At 57.2% G+C, this 17,591-nt stretch carries 12 protein-coding genes; 5 read left to right on the top strand and 7 right to left on the bottom strand.

Annotation, left to right across the window (positions count from 1 at the left end; all coding sequences use genetic code 11):
- Positions 1-63 precede the first annotated feature (63 nt).
- Positions 64-2,013: a Na+/H+ antiporter NhaC family protein gene (locus tag CLV84_RS12655; RefSeq protein WP_104420156.1), complete on the top strand. Its 1,950-nt coding sequence runs from the start codon at positions 64-66 to the stop codon at positions 2,011-2,013.
- Positions 2,014-2,025: 12 nt separating this feature from the next.
- Here CLV84_RS12655 and CLV84_RS12650 read toward each other — a convergent pair whose 3' ends face one another.
- The 3 genes from CLV84_RS12650 to rsgA form a co-directional block, all read right to left on the bottom strand.
- Positions 2,026-3,519, bottom strand: coding sequence for a glycosyltransferase family 39 protein (locus CLV84_RS12650; RefSeq protein ID WP_170067690.1), 1,494 nt, complete (start codon positions 3,517-3,519; stop codon positions 2,026-2,028).
- Positions 3,520-3,916: 397 nt separating this feature from the next.
- Positions 3,917-4,840 (bottom strand): class I SAM-dependent methyltransferase, encoded by a 924-nt coding sequence (locus tag CLV84_RS12640; RefSeq protein ID WP_104420153.1) that lies wholly within the window; start codon positions 4,838-4,840, stop codon positions 3,917-3,919.
- Positions 4,840-5,814 (bottom strand): ribosome small subunit-dependent GTPase A, encoded by a 975-nt coding sequence (rsgA, locus tag CLV84_RS12635; RefSeq protein ID WP_211295253.1) that lies wholly within the window; start codon positions 5,812-5,814, stop codon positions 4,840-4,842. Before rsgA ends, CLV84_RS12640 begins: the two co-directional genes overlap by 1 nt.
- A gap of 91 nt (positions 5,815-5,905) precedes the next feature.
- Here rsgA and CLV84_RS12630 point away from each other — a divergent pair, with 91 nt between their 5' ends.
- Both CLV84_RS12630 and CLV84_RS12625 read left to right on the top strand, forming a co-directional pair.
- On the top strand, positions 5,906-6,376 hold the full coding sequence (locus tag CLV84_RS12630; protein ID WP_104420152.1) for an OsmC family protein: 471 nt from the start codon (positions 5,906-5,908) through the stop codon (positions 6,374-6,376).
- A gap of 150 nt (positions 6,377-6,526) precedes the next feature.
- Positions 6,527-8,974 (top strand): helix-turn-helix domain-containing protein, encoded by a 2,448-nt coding sequence (locus tag CLV84_RS12625; protein WP_104420151.1) that lies wholly within the window; start codon positions 6,527-6,529, stop codon positions 8,972-8,974.
- A 72-nt stretch (positions 8,975-9,046) separates the two neighbouring features.
- On the opposite strand, the gene CLV84_RS12620 is transcribed toward CLV84_RS12625, so the two are convergent.
- Together CLV84_RS12620 and CLV84_RS12615 are read right to left on the bottom strand one after the other, a co-directional pair.
- Positions 9,047-9,649 (bottom strand): TetR/AcrR family transcriptional regulator, encoded by a 603-nt coding sequence (locus CLV84_RS12620; RefSeq protein WP_170067689.1) that lies wholly within the window; start codon positions 9,647-9,649, stop codon positions 9,047-9,049.
- A gap of 90 nt (positions 9,650-9,739) precedes the next feature.
- Positions 9,740-10,495 (bottom strand): SDR family oxidoreductase, encoded by a 756-nt coding sequence (locus CLV84_RS12615; protein ID WP_104420149.1) that lies wholly within the window; start codon positions 10,493-10,495, stop codon positions 9,740-9,742.
- A gap of 542 nt (positions 10,496-11,037) precedes the next feature.
- Here CLV84_RS12615 and ileS point away from each other — a divergent pair.
- Entirely contained in the window at positions 11,038-14,298 is a 3,261-nt protein-coding gene (gene ileS / locus CLV84_RS12610; protein ID WP_104420148.1) for an isoleucine--tRNA ligase, read from the top strand.
- Positions 14,298-14,777 carry a flavodoxin family protein gene (locus CLV84_RS12605; RefSeq protein ID WP_104420147.1) on the top strand — a complete coding sequence of 160 codons (480 nt, stop codon included), beginning with the start codon at positions 14,298-14,300 and terminating at the stop codon, positions 14,775-14,777. Before ileS ends, CLV84_RS12605 begins: the two co-directional genes overlap by 1 nt.
- A gap of 833 nt (positions 14,778-15,610) precedes the next feature.
- Here CLV84_RS12605 and CLV84_RS12600 read toward each other — a convergent pair.
- Together CLV84_RS12600 and CLV84_RS12595 are read right to left on the bottom strand one after the other, a co-directional pair.
- A complete protein-coding gene (locus CLV84_RS12600; protein ID WP_104420146.1) occupies positions 15,611-15,952 on the bottom strand; it encodes a DUF779 domain-containing protein in 342 nt (113 codons plus the stop codon).
- Between the two features lie 79 nt (positions 15,953-16,031).
- Positions 16,032-17,555 (bottom strand): aldehyde dehydrogenase family protein, encoded by a 1,524-nt coding sequence (locus CLV84_RS12595; RefSeq protein ID WP_104420145.1) that lies wholly within the window; start codon positions 17,553-17,555, stop codon positions 16,032-16,034.
- Positions 17,556-17,591 lie beyond the last annotated feature (36 nt).

Genomic DNA, 17,591 nt, shown 5'->3' with positions numbered 1-17,591 from the left:
GGCGGATCGGCGGTTTTTCGCCAAGCAATGCCCTGCCGTATATTGGCGGCCCAAGCCTCCCATATGCCCCTCCCCAGACTTACGCTTTTGTTCGCCTTTTTGCTGTGTAGTTGGTCCGGTATAGGGGCGCAACCGCGGGTAACGGCTACCGAGGAAGGGCTTTTTATTCAGGGCGCGGACGCAGGAGCAACGTTCGAACTGAACGGGGAAGCCGTGCTGGCAACTGCCGTTGACGATGGCTGGCTGATCCCGGTGGAATCCGGCGTCCAGCTACTGCGTATGGAAGACCATACGGAGCTGTACCATCTGGCCGACGGAAGTGGGCCGGACCGGTTGCGTCGCATTCCCCTGTGGCTGTCTATCCTTCCCCCGCTGATTGCGATCGGCCTGGCGCTCCTATTCAAGGAGGTCATCATCTCCCTGTTTGCGGGCATCTGGGTGGGGGCCTTTATCGCCGGAGGATTGCGGTTCGAAGCCTTTCTGGGCGTGATCAAAGCCTTGCTGGATACCGTCGACACCTACCTCATCAATTCCCTGAACGACGCCGGCCACCTGTCGGTCATTGTCTTCAGCCTGCTGATCGGGGGCATGGTGGCCATCATCTCCCGCAACGGGGGCATGGCCGGGGTGGTGAACCGGATGACGAAATACGCTACCAACCCCAGGCGGGGGCAGTTTGTCACCTGGCTCCTCGGCGTGGCCATCTTCTTCGATGATTACGCCAATACCCTTATCGTGGGCAATACGATGCGCTCGGTCACCGACCGATTCCGCATCAGCCGGGAGAAACTGGCCTACATCGTCGATTCCACGGCGGCACCGGTAGCTTCCGTCGCCTTTATTACCACCTGGATCGGTGCGGAGCTGGGCTACATCGGCGACGGGATCGAGCAGGTAGAGCACTTCGCCAATACGACGCCCTATGCCGTCTTCATCGAATCGCTCAAGTACAGCTACTACCCCATTTTCACGTTGGCGTTCATCCTCTACCTGATCTATCAGCGCCGCGACTTCGGCCCGATGCTGACCGCCGAAACCCGCGCCCGTACCACCGGCGTCCTGAAGGCTACCGCCCTGGAAACCGACGCGGTGGACGACCAGGAAGACCTGGACCCCATACCGGGCGCTCCCCTCCGGGCCCGCAACGCCGTCATTCCCGTACTGACGGTAGTGGTGATGACGATCGTAGGCCTGTTCGATACCGGCTTGAACTCCCTGGCTGGCGGGCTGGAGAATCCGCCGGCCTCGAGTGACTGGGGCGCCGTGTGGGGTGCGCTGGAGGGTGGCTTCTTCGCCAAATTGGGCCTGACGATCGGCGCCGCTGACAGCTACGTGGCCCTGTTGTGGGCGAGCATGAGCGGCGTGGTGGTTGCCCTGGTCCTCACCGTTGGTCAGCGCATCATGAACATCGCGCAAACCATCGGCGCCCTCACGGCGGGATTCAAAGCCATGTTCTCGGCGGTGATGATCCTCACCCTCGCCTGGGCGCTGGCCCTGACGACGGAAGAACTGCATACGGCCACCTTTCTGGTCGAATTGTTGGGCGATGCGCTCAATCCTTACCTTTTGCAGCCCGTCATCTTCGTGCTGGCGGCACTGATTAGTTTTTCTACGGGGTCCAGCTGGAGTACCATGGCGATCCTCTACCCTATCGCCATTCCCCTCACCTGGACGGTGGCCATGCTGTCCGGCTGGGCGGAACCCGATGCGGCCGGCTTACTCTACAACGTAATCAGCACCGTGCTGGCCGCCAGTGTGCTCGGCGATCACTGCTCGCCGATCTCGGATACGACCATCCTCTCCAGCCTGGCTTCCGATTGCCACCACATCGACCACGTGCGCACCCAGCTTCCGTATGCCCTGACAGTCGGCGCGGTGGCCATGACCGCCGGATTCCTGTCGACGGTCCTGGGCGGTGGCTGGCTGGTGTGTCTTTCCCTGATGGCGGGGGGGCTCGTACTGCTTTACTTCGTCGTAAAGATTGTCGGGCGCACCATGGAAATGGATGACTGATGCCCGGGGGCGCTATTCCGGATCCGCCAGGCGGTATACCCGAATATTCCCGCGGCTGAGAACCAGACTATCCAGATAAGGCGCCGCTTCCGGATTTTCGTCTACAACCCTGGTATTCGAATACAGGTGGGTAGGTCGGTGGGTATCGATTATATCCTTGATCCAATGGGGACGTAAGTTATCCCCTGCGAACACGTATGCTTGTTTTCGAATCAGCCAGGTAAAGATCGTACCGGAATTGTCATTGGCTACGATTACCCGGGCGTCGTCATCAACCGCTGCCTGCAGTTCCTCCTGGTAGGCAAAGATATCCCGGAACTCATCGTAATGGTAGCTCCGTGACTCCTCCCAGTACTCCTGCCGTAAGGTATACGCCGCAATGGGGCTGCCAACCAGTGCGCTAGCTAACAGGGTGTACCCCATCTTGACCAGACCCCGGGCCGCTCCCCACTCGACAAGTCGCCCGGCGCCCGCGCAGACCACGATGTACATCCAAGGCAGGAGAGGCAGCAGGTAATAGTCGTGTACGTACGTAATCGTATTCCACTGCAGAATAACGTAGACTATGGTCATCAGGGCCAGCGCCCAAACGTAACGCGTATACGATACCGATACGCGGGGACGGGCCGGTACGAAAACGCCCAGCAGGAAAAATACCCATACCGCCGGGGATAACAGGTCGTAGGTTATGTAATGCTGATAAAAGTGTCGGAGGATGCGGAGATTCTCTTCCGGCGTGTTTTCGTTGCCGAAAATGCCGTAGAGCGCCGGGCTGCTATTCCAGGTTGGCATTACCCAAGCATACCAGGCCAGGGCCGGCAGAATCAACAGCAATTGCCCCCCGGCGAAACCGATTAATTTCCTCCGTTCCTGTCCCTTCTCGAACAGTTTCGAAACGAAATAGACGATGGAGACGATAGAAAGCATCAGGAAAGGCAACTTCGCCAATGTGGCGATCATTAACGCCAGTCCCGCACCAATCAAGCGGGCGGTTGTCCCGCCCCGAAAGTAGGCAAAGACAAAATACAGGTACCATATACCCGCGGCCAGCGCCAGCAGATCGGGCTGAACGTTGACCGTGTAGAAATAAAAGACCGGGGAAAACTGAAAGAATACGGTACCCGCCAGGGCAAGCCAGGCAGCAAATCCCATGACCCGCAGTAACCGATAGAAACCCAGCAGACCGACCAGGCCGATAACCCAAACCAGCAGGCGGGAGACCAATATTTCGTGGCCGAAGCGTCGAACGACTTGTGCGATTCCCCACTGCATGATCGGAAACTCCAATCGGTTGATGTTGGACCCGCCATTCCACTGACCGTCGCGAGGACTTAAAATGTCGTTGTCGTGGTACGCGAAGTTGTATATGTTCCACATGGTGTACGACTGACGCCAGTTGTGGTGGCCCTGTATCTCCGCACCGAGAATGCTCCAGTGCAGGGCTAGGCTGAGCAGTACGCTCAAGCCGGCCACCATCCAAAGTCCGGAACGCAGGGTAAATTTCATTCGATAGGGCTGTTCATGATTCGAAGGCATATAAGCTAGTGCCGGGATTGAAATACTCCGTTGCAGGGGACGAAAGCGACGGCTGCGGGAAGTCCGTATCCGCGAAAATCGGACAGCGGCCAAATGGCGGTCTTTCGGAAGGACGTTGTCGAGCGAGGAAGAAGGGAAAATCCCGACCCGCCCGGGCGAAAATCCGTGGCACTATCGGAAAGCCATACGGATCGGGGGGGATACGGTCGCTTGGCCATGATGGGGTAAAACATAGCGTTTTAGGTGAGGCGCGAAGGTAGCTAATGCAGGAGGCAAATGGCCGACGGACTGGCATTGAAAGCTTCGGATTCGAACTCCCGGGGGGGCGGTGGAGCAACCCTTCCGGTACCGAATGGCCGCACCGTTTTTAGCTCACCAGAAAGCCATGGCTGATGGCCAGTTCTTCGGGAGTATACGCGGCATATTCGGCACTGAGACGGGCCGAGCGTACCGCAGCTACGTTTCCGGCTAAGTAGCTTTCCTCCCGAATAGGCATACCGATTGAATGGTAAAGCTTCCGGTAGTCACGCCAGCGGAGCCGGTTCTGGGGCTGAATGTCGTTGTCGATCAGCCTCCACTGCCAGGCGTCGAAGCGCAGGAAGTTATAGATGGTGATGGAGTGATCGAGGTGTGCGAAATGGTCGGACAGGTCAATGAAGTGACTCATCACGCCGTCCCCTTTCAGCACGCGCTTAAATTCCAACAGGATCTTGCGTAATACCGGCTCATAAATGTGCTCGAAGGTATTGTTGGAACAGATAAAATCGAAGCAATGATCCGGAAAGTCAAGGGCGGTGGCGTCCATGATCCGGGGCGATAACTGGATCAGCTCGTTGATCGCTTCCTCGGAAAACGCTTCGGGAGAAGCCAGGATGCCGCGCAGGGTATGTACCCGTTCCGGTACGATTCGATCCAGGTAGGCGGCAAGACGCCCTTCGTCAAGGTAATGCAGCACGCGTCCAATACTCACCAGCTGCCGCTCCTTACTGGTCCACTTTCGGATATCGATGGACACGATGCGGTCGAATCCGGCGAGAAACAGCATCAGCGGAACAATGGGATACCATCCCGTACCTAATTCCAGTACCGTGGTCACGTCTCTGGGTATGGCCCCGTAAGTTTCGTAATACCGGATATGGTCGCGGGCGGCATCCAGTTTATATTCCAGGTGTTGGTCCGATAACTTCACGCCACGGGTGACGTGCTTCTGAAAGAAAAAGTTGATGCGTTCTTTCGCCGGCAAAAAGGAGATTGTCTTTTGGACCGCTGCCTTCAATATCCACTTGGTCATTACACCTTCCTTCTTTCCCAGTAATTCTGTCCTTCAACTTCTTCCAGTATCTGGAGGTAGGAATAGTAACGTAGATCGGTCACACGGTCATCCCCTTCCTCGACCGATTCCTTGACGGCGCAGCCGGGTTCGGTACGGTGCAGGCAGGAACCACCAAACCGGCAATCTTCGCTGACGACGAAAATCTCGCGGAAGTTGTGGGCGACGTCCTGGGGCTTGAGGTAGTTAAAGCCGAGGGTTTTGATGCCGGGGGTGTCGATGAGCTCCCCCCCGAAGCTCAACTGGTAGAGCTCGGCGAAGGTGGTGGTGTGCTGCCCCTTTCCGGTGTAGTCGCTGAGTTCGCCGGTGCGGAGCTCCAGACCGGGTTCGACGGCATTCACGAGGGTAGACTTCCCTACCCCACTTTGTCCGCTCAGCAGGTTGCGTTTACCGTGCATCATAGCCCGTAGTTCCTCGATGCCCCGCCCCGTGGTCGCGCTGACCAGCAGGACGCGGTACCCGATGTCCGCGTAAATAGTGCGGATTACTTCATAGGTCTCCATTTCTTCCGCACCGTACAGATCCGCTTTGTTGACGACGATGGTCGTCGGGATACCGAAGGGCTCGGTCATCAGCAGAAAGCGGTCGATGAAACCCAATTTGACACCGGGGTCGACAATAGTAGTGATCAGGATCGCCTGGTCCACGTTACTGGCGATCAGGTGAAGGTCGTGTTTGCGGCGCGGACTCTGGCGCACCACGTAATTTCTGCGATCGGCGATGCCCCGAATGGCCCCGGTTTCCTCATCGTTGTTGGTCTCCAATTCCACGGTGACGCGGTCACCCACGGCGATGGGATTGGTGAGGTTCATATCGTCGAGCCGGAACTTCCCGGCCACCCGACACCGCAACGTGTTGTCCCCCTCGGGAGTGGGTTCGTCCAGTAGTACGTTATACCAGCTACCGGTAGATTTGATGACAGTGCCTTCGATCATAAGTATGCGGCGGATGGGCGGGCGCGGCGACAAGATACAGGGATCGGGCCGGATCGTTTGGTGATTCGCCCGGGCTTTCCGATTTTGAAGGATGGAAAGAACACACCGTTATCAGAGCCAAGTAACCTGGACCGGCAACCGCGGCAGCGGCACCCTGGACTATCGTGCTTATTCCAGAGACCACCGCATCGAAGTCGACGGCAAGAACCACCCTATCGAAGCCTCCAGTGATCCGCTGTTCCGGGGCGACCGGGAAAAATATAATCCCGAGGAGTTGTTCCTTTCGAGCCTGTCTTCCTGCCACATGCTTTGGTACCTCCACCTTGCGGCGGTGAACGGCATCGTCGTGCTCGACTATCAGGACCGGGCCGAAGGAACGATGCACGAAGCGGATGATGGTTCGGGGAAATTCACGGGGGTCGCCCTCCACCCTACGGTGAAGATCGCGGACCCGGAAAAGATCGGAACGGCCAACGCCTTGCACCGGGAGGCCGGGGAAAAATGCTTTCTGGCTAGTTCCGTCAACTTCCGAATCATGTACTACCCGACAACGAGCGTGTAGTCGGATACGGCCGAGATCCTCGGATAGCCGCCGCTTATTGTATATGACTCATCTGTAAACGTTTTTAAACGAATATATTCGAATATATACGCTTAAAAACGGGACACCTGCGCTCCGTCGCCCTTACTTGCGGTCCACAACTCGCTAACCATGTCTACCAATCCCGAACTGGAACTCGCCCACCGTTACGTCAGCCAGACCGACCGCCACATTTTTCTCACCGGTAAAGCGGGTACCGGAAAGACGACCTTTCTGCATAAAATCCGGGATATGGTGCCGAAGCGCAAGGTCGTGGTGGCCCCTACGGGCGTGGCCGCCATCAATGCTAAAGGCGTCACCATTCATAGCCAGTTTCAGCTTCCCTTTGGCGTGCTTTCCCCGGATCGCCTCCAGGCGGAGCTGCGCACACATCGTCTCGGTCGCGAAAAAGCGGAGGTGCTTCGGGGGTTGGACCTCCTCGTCATCGATGAGATCAGCATGGTGCGGGCCGACGTACTGGATGCCCTGAGCGCCGTACTGAGCAAATACCGGGCGGATAAGCGGCCTTTCGGCGGTGTACAACTCCTGATGATCGGCGACCTCCACCAGTTACCGCCGGTGGTGCGGGACAATGAGTGGGTGGAGATGAGCCGCCATTACGAGACCCCTTATTTCTTCGGTAGTCGGGAACTGGCCCGGTCGGGCGTCATAACCATACAGTTAAAGCACATATACCGGCAATCGGACGGCGACTTCATCGACCTGCTGAACCGCGTGCGCCACGATCGGATGGACGAAGCCACGCTGTCGTTGCTGAATAGCCGATACCGCGGAGCGGAGTTCGAGCCGCGCAAGGAAGATGAATACATCACGCTGACTTCCCACAACCGGACGGCGAACGCTATCAACGAGCGACAACTCGGCACCCTTTCCACCCCCTTGCACCACTTCGAGGCGGAAATCGAGGGGCAGTTCCCGGCGTCCATGTACCCCAATGACCCCAAGCAGGCTTTTCGCGTCGGGGCGCAGGTGATGTTCAATAAGAACGATACGGCGGGCCACGCCTATTATAACGGCAAAATCGGCCGAATTACCGCCATCGAGGGCGAGCGGATTACGGTAGTCAGCCCCTCCGAGGAATCGATCGCCGTGCTACCCGTCGTGTGGGAAAACAGAAAGTACGAACTCAACAAACAGAGTAAGGAGGTAACCGACGAGGTGATCGGTACGTTTACCCAGCACCCGTTGCGGCTGGCCTGGGCAATCACGATTCACAAAAGCCAGGGCCTAACGTTCGAGCGGGTGATCATCGACGCGGCCGCCGCCTTCGCCCACGGCCAGGTGTACGTGGCTCTCAGCCGGTGCAAGACCTTCGAAGGGATCGTTCTGCGCAGTCGCATCGGCAGCAACAGCGTAAAAACGGACAGGGTAGTCAGCGACTATTCCACCCGGGCGGAAGAACAGGCGCCCACGGCGGAAGACCTGGCGGCCGATCGCCGGCTTTACCAGTACAATTGCCTGCGGGAGCTTTTCGACTTTTCGGGAACCGATCGCCACCTTGCCCAGTTGGAGCGTACGCTGTTCGAGCACGAACAAGCCGTACAGGGAAAAGCCCTGGAAGAAGCCAGGCAGATCAGGGAAGCACTCGAAGCTAAGATCGGTCAGGTCAGCCGGAGTTTTCAACTGCAACTGAAGACCTACCAACAGGCAACCCATCTTCCCAGTGAAAGTGAGGAACTAGGTACGCGCTTAAAAAAAGCGGGGGCATACATGGTGCCCGCGATTAAGGAATTGTATGCGAACCTCGGCCAGTTGTCCTTCATGTCCGATAACCGGAAGGTGTACGACGCCGTCACCGAGCGGATGAAAGCGTGCGGGTTGGATTTTGCCATCAAGCTGCGGTGCTTTCAGTCCCTTGACGAAGGATTCACTCCGGATCGCTACCTGCGGGCCCGCACGGATGCTATACTGGACTTCCAGCAGGAGCGAAAAAAATCACCGTCCAAACCCACCGTGACCTTGGATACCGTGTCGCATCCCGAATTGTATGCCCAGCTGGTGGAATGGCGCACCCACACGGCCAGTGAGCTGGGCGTTCCGGCCTACCGCATTCTGCACAACGCGGTCTTGCTCACCATAGCGGGCATACTACCCGGTGATGCCGATGCCCTGCAGGCGATTCCCGGTATTGGTAAGCGCAAGTTTGAAATGTATGGAGACGAAATCCTTGCGTTGGTCAGCGATTATGCGGAGGAACAGGACGTGTCAGTCCACTCCGGTAGTTTCGAGTTGACGGAGAAAGCGGATGCTATATCCACCCCCGGTTTGTCTTCGCGGGAGATTACGCTGGCGGCATTCCGCGCGGGAACGTCAGTTGACCAAATTGCTAGCGACCGGGACTTGACCGTTGGAACGATCCACAGCCACTTGCTGCATTGGGTCAAGAAGGGCGAACTGGCGGCCGAGGAGGTAGTGCCGGCCGAACGCCTGGCTCCGCTGACCGCCTTTCTCGCTGATTATAGCGGAGAGGGATTACGGCCGGTATTCGAGCACTTCGGCGAGCAGTATAGCTACGAAGAGATCAGGATAGCCGCGGCTACGCTAGTGGTTAAAGATTGAAGTGGGGCGCAAGGCCGACTGTAGCGTGGTGCTGGGCGACCGAAAACGGTGGCGATGACGGGTGATTTGGCGTCAAGCCGGATCGGTCCAGGGCAAAGCATCCACGATGTGGGTTACCGTAGCTACCAAGTCGTTGCGATCGACGCGGGTTTGTACGACTACCTGCAACCCATTGTAGCAGAGGAATAAATAGTTGGCCAGCGGTTTCGGGTCGGCCTGCGGGTCCAGTTCCCCCCGCCGCTGCGCCGCCGCGAGGAGCTCCACCACGATGTCGACGAACCGTTCCCGATTATCGGCTACGAAATCGAGGGCCCGTGAACAGGCATTGGCCATTTCGGTCGTAGCGTTCACGAGGTAGCAACCTTTGGCGAGGGCGGCACAATCGGGGCTGTATTGGCGGGCCGTCGCCAACAGTAGATTGGTCAAATCCGCCTTCAGGTTTTTGGTATGCCCCAGTTGCCGCCGGAGAAGCTGAAAATTCTCCTCCTGATACCGGGCGAGCGTCCGATCGTACAGCTCTCGCTTGCCACCGAAAAATCGATAAAGGCTGCTACGGCTTATCCCGAGGTAAGCCTCGAGGTCCTGGATCGACGTAGCGTGGTAACCCCGTTCCCAGAACAGGTCGCGTGCTTTATCCAGCACGGTATCCTCATCGAATTCTTTGGTACGGGCCATAACGGGAAAGGGTAGCAATACGGGAAAGCCCCGGTCACTTCCGCAAAGATAGTGCCGGGGTACTCTCATACCGTGGGGGTGAGCGAGGGGTTAGTTCATTAGCGGATTGATATTAAGCCCTCCGTCGATGTTGTACTCCCCGCCGGTAATGAAGGAAGCCTCCGAAGACGCTAGAAACGAAACGAGATGCGCCACTTCCGACGGCTCGCCGAATCGTTTGAGCGGAACCCGTTGCTCCATCGCCACCGAAAAACCGTTCAGATCCGTTTCCGACAGTCCGCTTTTACCGAAAATGGCGGTCTTGATCGGACCAGGATTGACGACATTTACCCGGATTTTGCGGGGGGCCAGCTCGGTCGCCGCCGTACGGGTGAACGAATTCATCGCCGCTTTGGAAGCAGAATAGATGGCCGTATTCGCCATGCCGGTGTAGGCATTGATGGAGGAAAGATTCACCACCGAAGCGCCGTCGTTGAGAATGGGCAAGAACTTTTCCAGGGTGAACACCGCCCCTTTGAAGTTGATGCCTATCTGCCGGTCGAACATGTCCTCCGAGATGCTTCCCAGCGGGGCCGGTTCAAATACCCCGGCGTTGATGAAAAGAATATCGATGCTGCCCACCAGCGCCTTTACTTCATCGGCGAGTCGGCCTAACGCGGATACCGAATTCACATCGGCCACCAAACCAACCACGTCGAGGGCTGCGGCGGCCTCCGTCACTCGCTCCGGGGAACGTCCGGTAATGATCACCCGCGCCCCGTCCGCCTTCAGTCGTTCTGCCGTAGCGTAGCCAATTCCGGAATTCCCGCCGGTTACGACCGCGATCTTTCCTGTTAAGTCTGTCATCTTGATCCAGATTAAAAGAGTGAAACAATTCTGTAACGTTCGTTACATTTTCAAAAGGAAACGATCGTTCCACAATTAAGTTTCTCGGCCTCCGATAATTAGACTTTCCTGGAAGAGAGAATCGCTCGCCTGCTATGGTCAACCGTTCCGAGCAGACATAAAAAAAGAGGCAACAAGTTGCCTCCCAATAACCCCAAAAAACCAAATGAAAACTAATTCTTGCGTAGACCAGCAGCATTATCTACCGGTTTAACGCCCCGTTAAGGTAAAATAAATTTAATTACTGTAAAGGAATCGGCCAATTTTTTTTCTACTCCCCCCCAAGATTCCGCATTTTCTCCCGCTTTTGAGGGGCCACCTCACCGCTTGGCGGCAAAAGCTTATCTTTGCACTTATGAAAACGGGTTCAATTAGCGACGCCATAATTATTTCCGGCACCTTGTGTCCGTAAGCTGGCTGTTGTACGAACCCGACTCAAAGCTCCGACGGACTCGCCCGATCGGAGCTTTTTATTTTTGCATCCCCAACGTCCCGTCTACCGCATGTATAAGGAATTCAAGAACCTGGACTTACCGGCCATCGACAAGGAAATCCTCGCCTTCTGGGAGGAGAACGATATTTTCCGTCGCAGCATCGAGGAACGTCCCACCGATAACTCCTTCGTCTTTTACGAAGGTCCGCCCAGCGCGAACGGGCAGCCCGGCATCCACCATGTCATGGCCCGGACGATCAAGGATATGTTCTGCCGGTTTCAAACGCTACAGGGAAAGCGGGTCGAACGGAAGGGCGGATGGGATACCCACGGGCTTCCTATCGAACTGAAGGTGGAATCGGAGCTCGGCATCACCAAAGAAGACATCGGGGATAAAATCAGCGTCGACGACTACAACAAAGCGTGCCGGGAAACCGTGATGCGCTTCAAGGACCGTTGGGACGACATCACCCGCAAGATGGGCTACTGGGTCGACCTCGATAACCCGTACATCACCTACGAGCGGGAGTATATGGAGTCGGTCTGGTGGCTGCTGAAACAGATCTACGATAAGGGGCTGATCTATAAGGGGTACACCATTCAACCCTATAGCCCGGCCGCCGGTACGGGGCTTAGCTCCCACGAGCTCAATATGCCCGGAGCCTACCAGGACGTGACGGACACCACGGTGGTAGCCATGTTTAAGGTTCAAGGGGCTGAGGGGTTAAGGGGTGAAGGGGCTAAGGACGGCAACCCTAACCCCTTGTATCTGATTGCCTGGACCACCACCCCCTGGACCCTACCCAGCAACACCGCTCTCACCGTAGGCCCGAACATCGATTACGTACGGGTGACCACGGTCAATCCCTATACGGAGGACAAGATTGATGTCATTCTGGCGGAGGCCTTGATCGATAAGTGGTTTAATGGCAACAACCAACCGAAGGTCCTGGCGAAAAGTGAGCCCTTCAAAGGCACGGAACTCATCGGTTTACGGTACGAGCAGCTATTACCCGGCGCTACCCCGGACGACGGCGATGCTTTCCGCGTCATTCCGGGCGACTTCGTCACCACCGAGGCGGGTACGGGTATTGTACATACCGCCCCCAGTTTCGGTGCGGACGATATGCAAGTGGGGAAGGCCAATGGTATCGGATCGCTTACCCTGGTAGACAAAACCGGCCGCTTCACGGCGGATGCCGGTCCCTTCGCCGGTCGCTACGTCAAGAATTACAAGGATGAGGAGGACTACGTCGACGTAAATGTCGATATCGCCGTCCACCTGAAAAAGCGTGGCCTGGCCTTCAACGTCGCCAAGTATAACCACAGCTACCCGCACTGCTGGCGGACGGACAAGCCCGTGCTGTACTACCCTCTTGACAGTTGGTTCATTAAGTCAAGCGCCGTCAAGGAGCGGATGCAGGAACTGAACCGGACGATCAACTGGCAGCCGGCCAGCACCGGCGAAGGCCGCTTCGGTAAATGGCTGGAGAACCTGCAGGACTGGAACCTCAGCCGCAGTCGTTACTGGGGTATTCCGCTGCCGATCTGGCGCAGTGAGGACGGGGCGGAGGAAATCTGCATCGGCTCCCTGGCCGAATTGGAGGAGCAGGTCGCCATCGCCAATCGCGAACTGCAGCTAGACCAAAGCGTCCCCGAAGATCTTCACCGTCCCTACATCGACGAGGTCGTCCTGTGGAAGAACGGGAAGAAACTGCGGCGGGAGCTGGACCTGATCGACGTCTGGTTCGACTCGGGCAGTATGCCGTACGCGCAGTGGCACTACCCCTTTGCAAACAAGGACATTTTCGACCGCTCCTACCCCGCCGACTTCATTGCCGAGGGCGTGGACCAAACCCGGGGCTGGTTCTATACCCTGCACGCCATTGCCACGATGGTTTTTGACTCGGTGGCGTACAAGAACGTGGTCTCTAACGGGTTGGTGCTCGACAAGGAGGGAAAGAAAATGTCCAAACGACTGGGCAATGCGGTGGACCCCTTTCTCACCATCGATACCTACGGCGCGGACGCCACGCGCTGGTACATGATCAGCAACAGCGACCCCTGGGACAACCTGAAATTCGACCTGGAAGGCGTCAAGGAGGTGCAGCGGCGCTTCTTTGGGACCCTCTATAATACCTACGGCTTCTTCGCGCTGTACGCTAATATCGACGATTACAATCCGGTGGGTGACGAGCCAATTGCCACGAACGAATTGGCGGAAATCGACCGCTGGATACTCAGCCGGCTGAATACACTGACCGGGGAGGTGACCCGCCACTTCGCCGAATACAATGCCACGCCGGCCTGCCGGGCGATCGAAAGTTTCGTCAACGACGAGCTGAGCAACTGGTACGTGCGTCAAAGCCGCCGCCGTTTCTGGCGGGGCGATATGACCACCGACAAGCGCGCCGCCTACCAAACGCTCTTCACCTGCCTGACGCGGGTGTCTCAGTTGATGTCGCCGGTGGCCCCCTTCTTCGCCGACTGGCTCTACCGCAACCTCGCCCCCGCCGGTGACATCGAAAGCGTCCACCTAACCTTTCTATCTGGCGCCAAGGAGGAGATGATCGACGAGGACCTGGAACAACGAATGGCCTACGCCCAGCGGATATCTTCCCTGGTACTAAGCCTGCGGAAACGGGAAAAACTACGGGTACGGCAGCCGCTGCAAAAGATTCTCGTGCCGGCACTGAGCGACGAATTCCGCCGCCGGGTAGCGGATGTTACCCCCATTATTCAGTCGGAAACCAACATCAAGGAAGTTGAGTTCCTGACCGACGATGGCTTCCTGAAGAAGACCATCAAACCCAATTTTAAGGTGCTTGGAAAGCGCCTGGGCAAGCAAATGAAGGCCGCCGCGGCCGCCATCGGGCAAATGACCGAAGCGCAGATCGGCGAACTGGAACATCAGGGTAGCTACACCCTGCACCTCGACGGTGAACCCGTGGACATCACTACCGGCGAAGTGGATATCCTCACCGAGGACATCCCCGGCTGGAAGGTAGCCACCGACGGGGAGCTCACCGTAGCCCTCGACGTCAACGTGACACCGGAATTGGTGCGGGAAGGACTGGCCAGGGAACTGGTAAGTCGCATCCAAAACCTACGGAAGGATTCGGGCCTAGACGTCACGGACCGGATCGACGTTCGAGTGGCAGCCACCGCCGAGGTCAGGGAAGCCATCACCACCTATCGGGCATACCTGATGGAAGAAACCCTGGCCGATTCGCTGAACTTCGCCGAAACCCTAGACGCTCCAGCCCTGGAGCTCCCCGGTGACCAGACGGCACGAGTGACCCTTTCCGCCGTGCCCCAACCGCAAAATTGATGGCTAAGACCTTAATTATCCTCGGCAGCGCCCGTGGCGATGGCAATACCGCCAAAGCCGCCCTGCAACTGGAAGCCGAAACCGGCGGAAAACTGGTAGACCTACTGGATTACCGGATCGCTCCCTACGATTACGGCAATAACTACCCCGAAGACGACGATTTCATCGCGATGGCCAAGCGCCTGATCATCTACGACCGGATCATCTTCGCCAGCCCCGTCTACTGGTATAGCATGAGCGGCTTACTCAAGGATTTCTTCGATCGGCTGACGGACTTGCTTACCTACCACAAGGACTTAGGCCGACGGCTGAGGGGGAAGGAGATGGGGGTCCTTTCCTGTTCCGCCGAACGACACGTCAACGCCGGATTTTACGAGCCCTTCCGCTTATCGGCCGATTACCTCGGCATGACGTACGGCCCGGAGCGGCACGCCTGGGTCCGGGGGTCGCGGGTGGAAATGCAGTTGGTGAATGGCTGAATTGGTGAATGACTGAATTGGTGAATGACTGAATTAGTGAATGACTGAATTGGCCCGCAGCACTCGGCCGTACTTACCGCTGAACGGCTTCTGAGGAATGGGTGAAGGCTGAATTAGTGAATGACTGAATTGGCCCGCAGAGCTCCGCCGTACTTACCGCTGAACGGCTTCCCAGGAATGGATGAATGGCTGAATTAGTGAATGACTGAATTGGCCCGCAGCACTCCGCCGTACTTACCGCTGAACGGCTTTCGAGGAATGGGTGAAGGCTGAATTAGTGAATGACTGAATTGGCCCGCAGCACTCCGCCGTACTTACCGCTGAACGGCTTTCGAGGAATGGGTGAATGACTGAATTAGTGAATGACTGAATTGGCCCGCAGCACTCGGCCGTACTTACCGCTGAACGGCTTCCGAACAAGTTCTTGTAAGAACGCACTATTCCAGGCAATGCTCTGCATAATTACCTCACGAACCCGAGCGAAGCGAGGGGCAAGGTGGCCGCCTATTCAGTAATTCAAGAATTCAGTCATTCAGCCCTTGCACGAACCCGAGCGAAGCGAGGGGCAGGTGGCCGCCTATTCAGTAATTCAAGCATTCAGTCATTCAACCCTTGCACGTACCCGAGCGAAGCGAGGGACAGGTGCCCGCCTATTCACTAATTCAACAATTCACTAATTCAACCCTTGCACGAACCCGAGCGAAGCGAGGGGCAGGTAGCCGCCTATTCAGTAATTCAAGCATTCAGTCACTCAACCCTTGCACGAACCCGAGCGAAGCGAGGGGCAAACCGCCGCACATTCACTAATTCACCAATTCACTAATTCAACAATTTCACCCGTCCGCCTCCGTCATCAGCCGCGAGTCGATCACGAACCGCACGCCCAGCGGGATCTCCGCCGAAAAGCTGGATCCTCTACCTTCCGTTACGTCGAGAGTGAGATGGGTATGCTTCCAGTATTCGTACTGAAAGGTGGACATGTAGAACTTGCAGCCTTGGACCTCACCCAATAAGATATCGTTGTCATCGTCGACCATCAATTCTCCTTCGGGAAAACACATTGGGGAAGAGCCATCGCAACAGCCGCCGCTTTGGTGGAACATTAGCGGCCCGTGGGTCGCTTTCAATTGATCGATGACCGCACGGGCGCGGTCGGTGATGTCTACTCGTGGCATAATCGTAGGAAGTTAAAAATGGCCGGCCGGTACAGTACCGGCCGGCCAGGAATTATTCGGTTTTCAAACGGGCTGCGGCCTAAAAGAAGCCAAGTTTAGACTTGCTGTAATTGATCAGCATGTTCTTCGTCTGGCGGTAGTGGTCGAGCATCATCTTGTGATTCTCGCGGCCGATACCCGATTTCTTGTAGCCGCCGAAGGGGGCGTGGGCGGGGTAATCGTGGTAGCAGTTCACCCAAACGCGGCCGGCCTTGATCTTGCGGGCTACGGTGTAGGCTTCGTGCATATCGCGGGTCCAGAGACCGGCACCGAGTCCGTAGAGCGTGTCGTTGGCGATCTCGATGGCATCGGCCTCGTCCTTGAAGGTCGTCACGCAGAGTACCGGTCCGAAGATCTCCTCCTGAAAGACGCGCATTTTATTGTTGCCCTTCAGCACCGTCGGCTTGATGTAGTATCCGCCGCTGAGGCCGTCGACGTAGGCTGCCTCGCCGCCGGTCAGCACCTCGCAGCCCTCTTCCTTGCCGATCTTGATGTACTTCAGGATCTTCTCGTACTGGTCGTTACTGGCCTGGGCGCCCATCATGGTACCGGGGTCGAGGGGGTGGCCCATCTTAATAGCCTCCACCCGCGGGATAAACCGCTCCATGAACTTGTCGTAGATGTCTTCGTGCACCAGCAATCGGCTGGGACAAGTGCAGACCTCTCCTTGGTTAAGCGCGAACATCGCCGCGCCTTCCAGGCACTTGTCGAAGAACTCGTCGTCGGCGTCCATTACGCTCTTCATGAATACGTTCGGGCTTTTACCGCCGAGCTCGAGAGTAACCGGAATGATGTTCTTGCTGGCGTACTGCATGATCAGCTGACCGGTGGTCGTCTCCCCGGTGAAGGCAACTTTGCAGATATCCGGGTGACTGGCCAGCGGTTTACCGGCCTCGACACCGAAGCCGTTGACAATATTGAGTACGCCGGCCGGAAGGATGTCCTCGATCATCTCCATCAGGACGAGGATACCCACGGGCGTCTGCTCGGCCGGCTTCAGCACGATGCAGTTGCCGGCGGCCAGGGCGGGCGCGATCTTCCAGGCGGCCATCAGGATCGGGAAATTCCAGGGAATGATCTGCCCGACCACGCCAAGCGGCTCCCACACGTTCATCGAGACGGTGTCGCTGTTCAGCTCGGCTACCCCACCCTCCTCGGCGCGGATCACCCCGGCAAAGTAGCGGAAGTGGTCGACGGCCAGCGGCAGGTCGGCGGCGCGGGTTTCGCGAATGGACTTCCCGTTGTCCCAGGTCTCGGCCCGGGCCAGGGCCTCCAGGTTCTCCTCCATCACGTTCGCGATCTTGAGGAGGAGATTGCTGCGTTCCGTGGCCGAGGTATTGTTCCAGTGGTCGGCGGCCTTCCAGGCGGCAGCCACGGCCTTGTCAACGTCCTCTTTGGTAGAACGGGGAATTCGGGTAAATGAATTTCCGTCCACCGGCGAGATGTTGTCGAAGTACTCGCCATTGGTGGGGGCTACCCACTCGCCGCCGATGTAATTCTCGTACTGGTCCTTGAATTTGGGTTTCGCCAGGGTATCGGCGGTGTTCGTTGCTGTGGTGCTCATGATCGATGCTAAGTTTTACAGGTGACCCCCGGATTT

Origin of the sequence: Neolewinella xylanilytica (genome assembly GCF_002934605.1) — a bacterium.
GTDB lineage: Bacteria > Bacteroidota > Bacteroidia > Chitinophagales > Saprospiraceae > Neolewinella > Neolewinella xylanilytica.
This window is presented reverse-complemented; position numbering and strand designations above follow the sequence as displayed.

Bases quoted from the DNA above. Each gene is read 5' to 3' on its own strand.
- CLV84_RS12615 (WP_104420149.1), bottom strand. From the start codon at position 10,495: ATGACAGACTTAACAGGAAAGATCGCGGTCGTAACCGGCGGGAATTCC.
- CLV84_RS12605 (WP_104420147.1), top strand. From the start codon at position 14,298: ATGGCTAAGACCTTAATTATCCTCGGCAGCGCCCGTGGCGATGGCAAT.
- ileS (WP_104420148.1), top strand. From the start codon at position 11,038: ATGTATAAGGAATTCAAGAACCTGGACTTACCGGCCATCGACAAGGAA.
- CLV84_RS12630 (WP_104420152.1), top strand. From the start codon at position 5,906: ATGGAAAGAACACACCGTTATCAGAGCCAAGTAACCTGGACCGGCAAC.
- CLV84_RS12625 (WP_104420151.1), top strand. From the start codon at position 6,527: ATGTCTACCAATCCCGAACTGGAACTCGCCCACCGTTACGTCAGCCAG.
- CLV84_RS12600 (WP_104420146.1), bottom strand. From the start codon at position 15,952: ATGCCACGAGTAGACATCACCGACCGCGCCCGTGCGGTCATCGATCAA.
- CLV84_RS12640 (WP_104420153.1), bottom strand. From the start codon at position 4,840: ATGACCAAGTGGATATTGAAGGCAGCGGTCCAAAAGACAATCTCCTTT.
- CLV84_RS12595 (WP_104420145.1), bottom strand. From the start codon at position 17,555: ATGAGCACCACAGCAACGAACACCGCCGATACCCTGGCGAAACCCAAA.
- rsgA (WP_211295253.1), bottom strand. From the start codon at position 5,814: ATGATCGAAGGCACTGTCATCAAATCTACCGGTAGCTGGTATAACGTA.
- CLV84_RS12620 (WP_170067689.1), bottom strand. From the start codon at position 9,649: ATGGCCCGTACCAAAGAATTCGATGAGGATACCGTGCTGGATAAAGCA.
- CLV84_RS12650 (WP_170067690.1), bottom strand. From the start codon at position 3,519: ATGAAATTTACCCTGCGTTCCGGACTTTGGATGGTGGCCGGCTTGAGC.
- CLV84_RS12655 (WP_104420156.1), top strand. From the start codon at position 64: ATGCCCCTCCCCAGACTTACGCTTTTGTTCGCCTTTTTGCTGTGTAGT.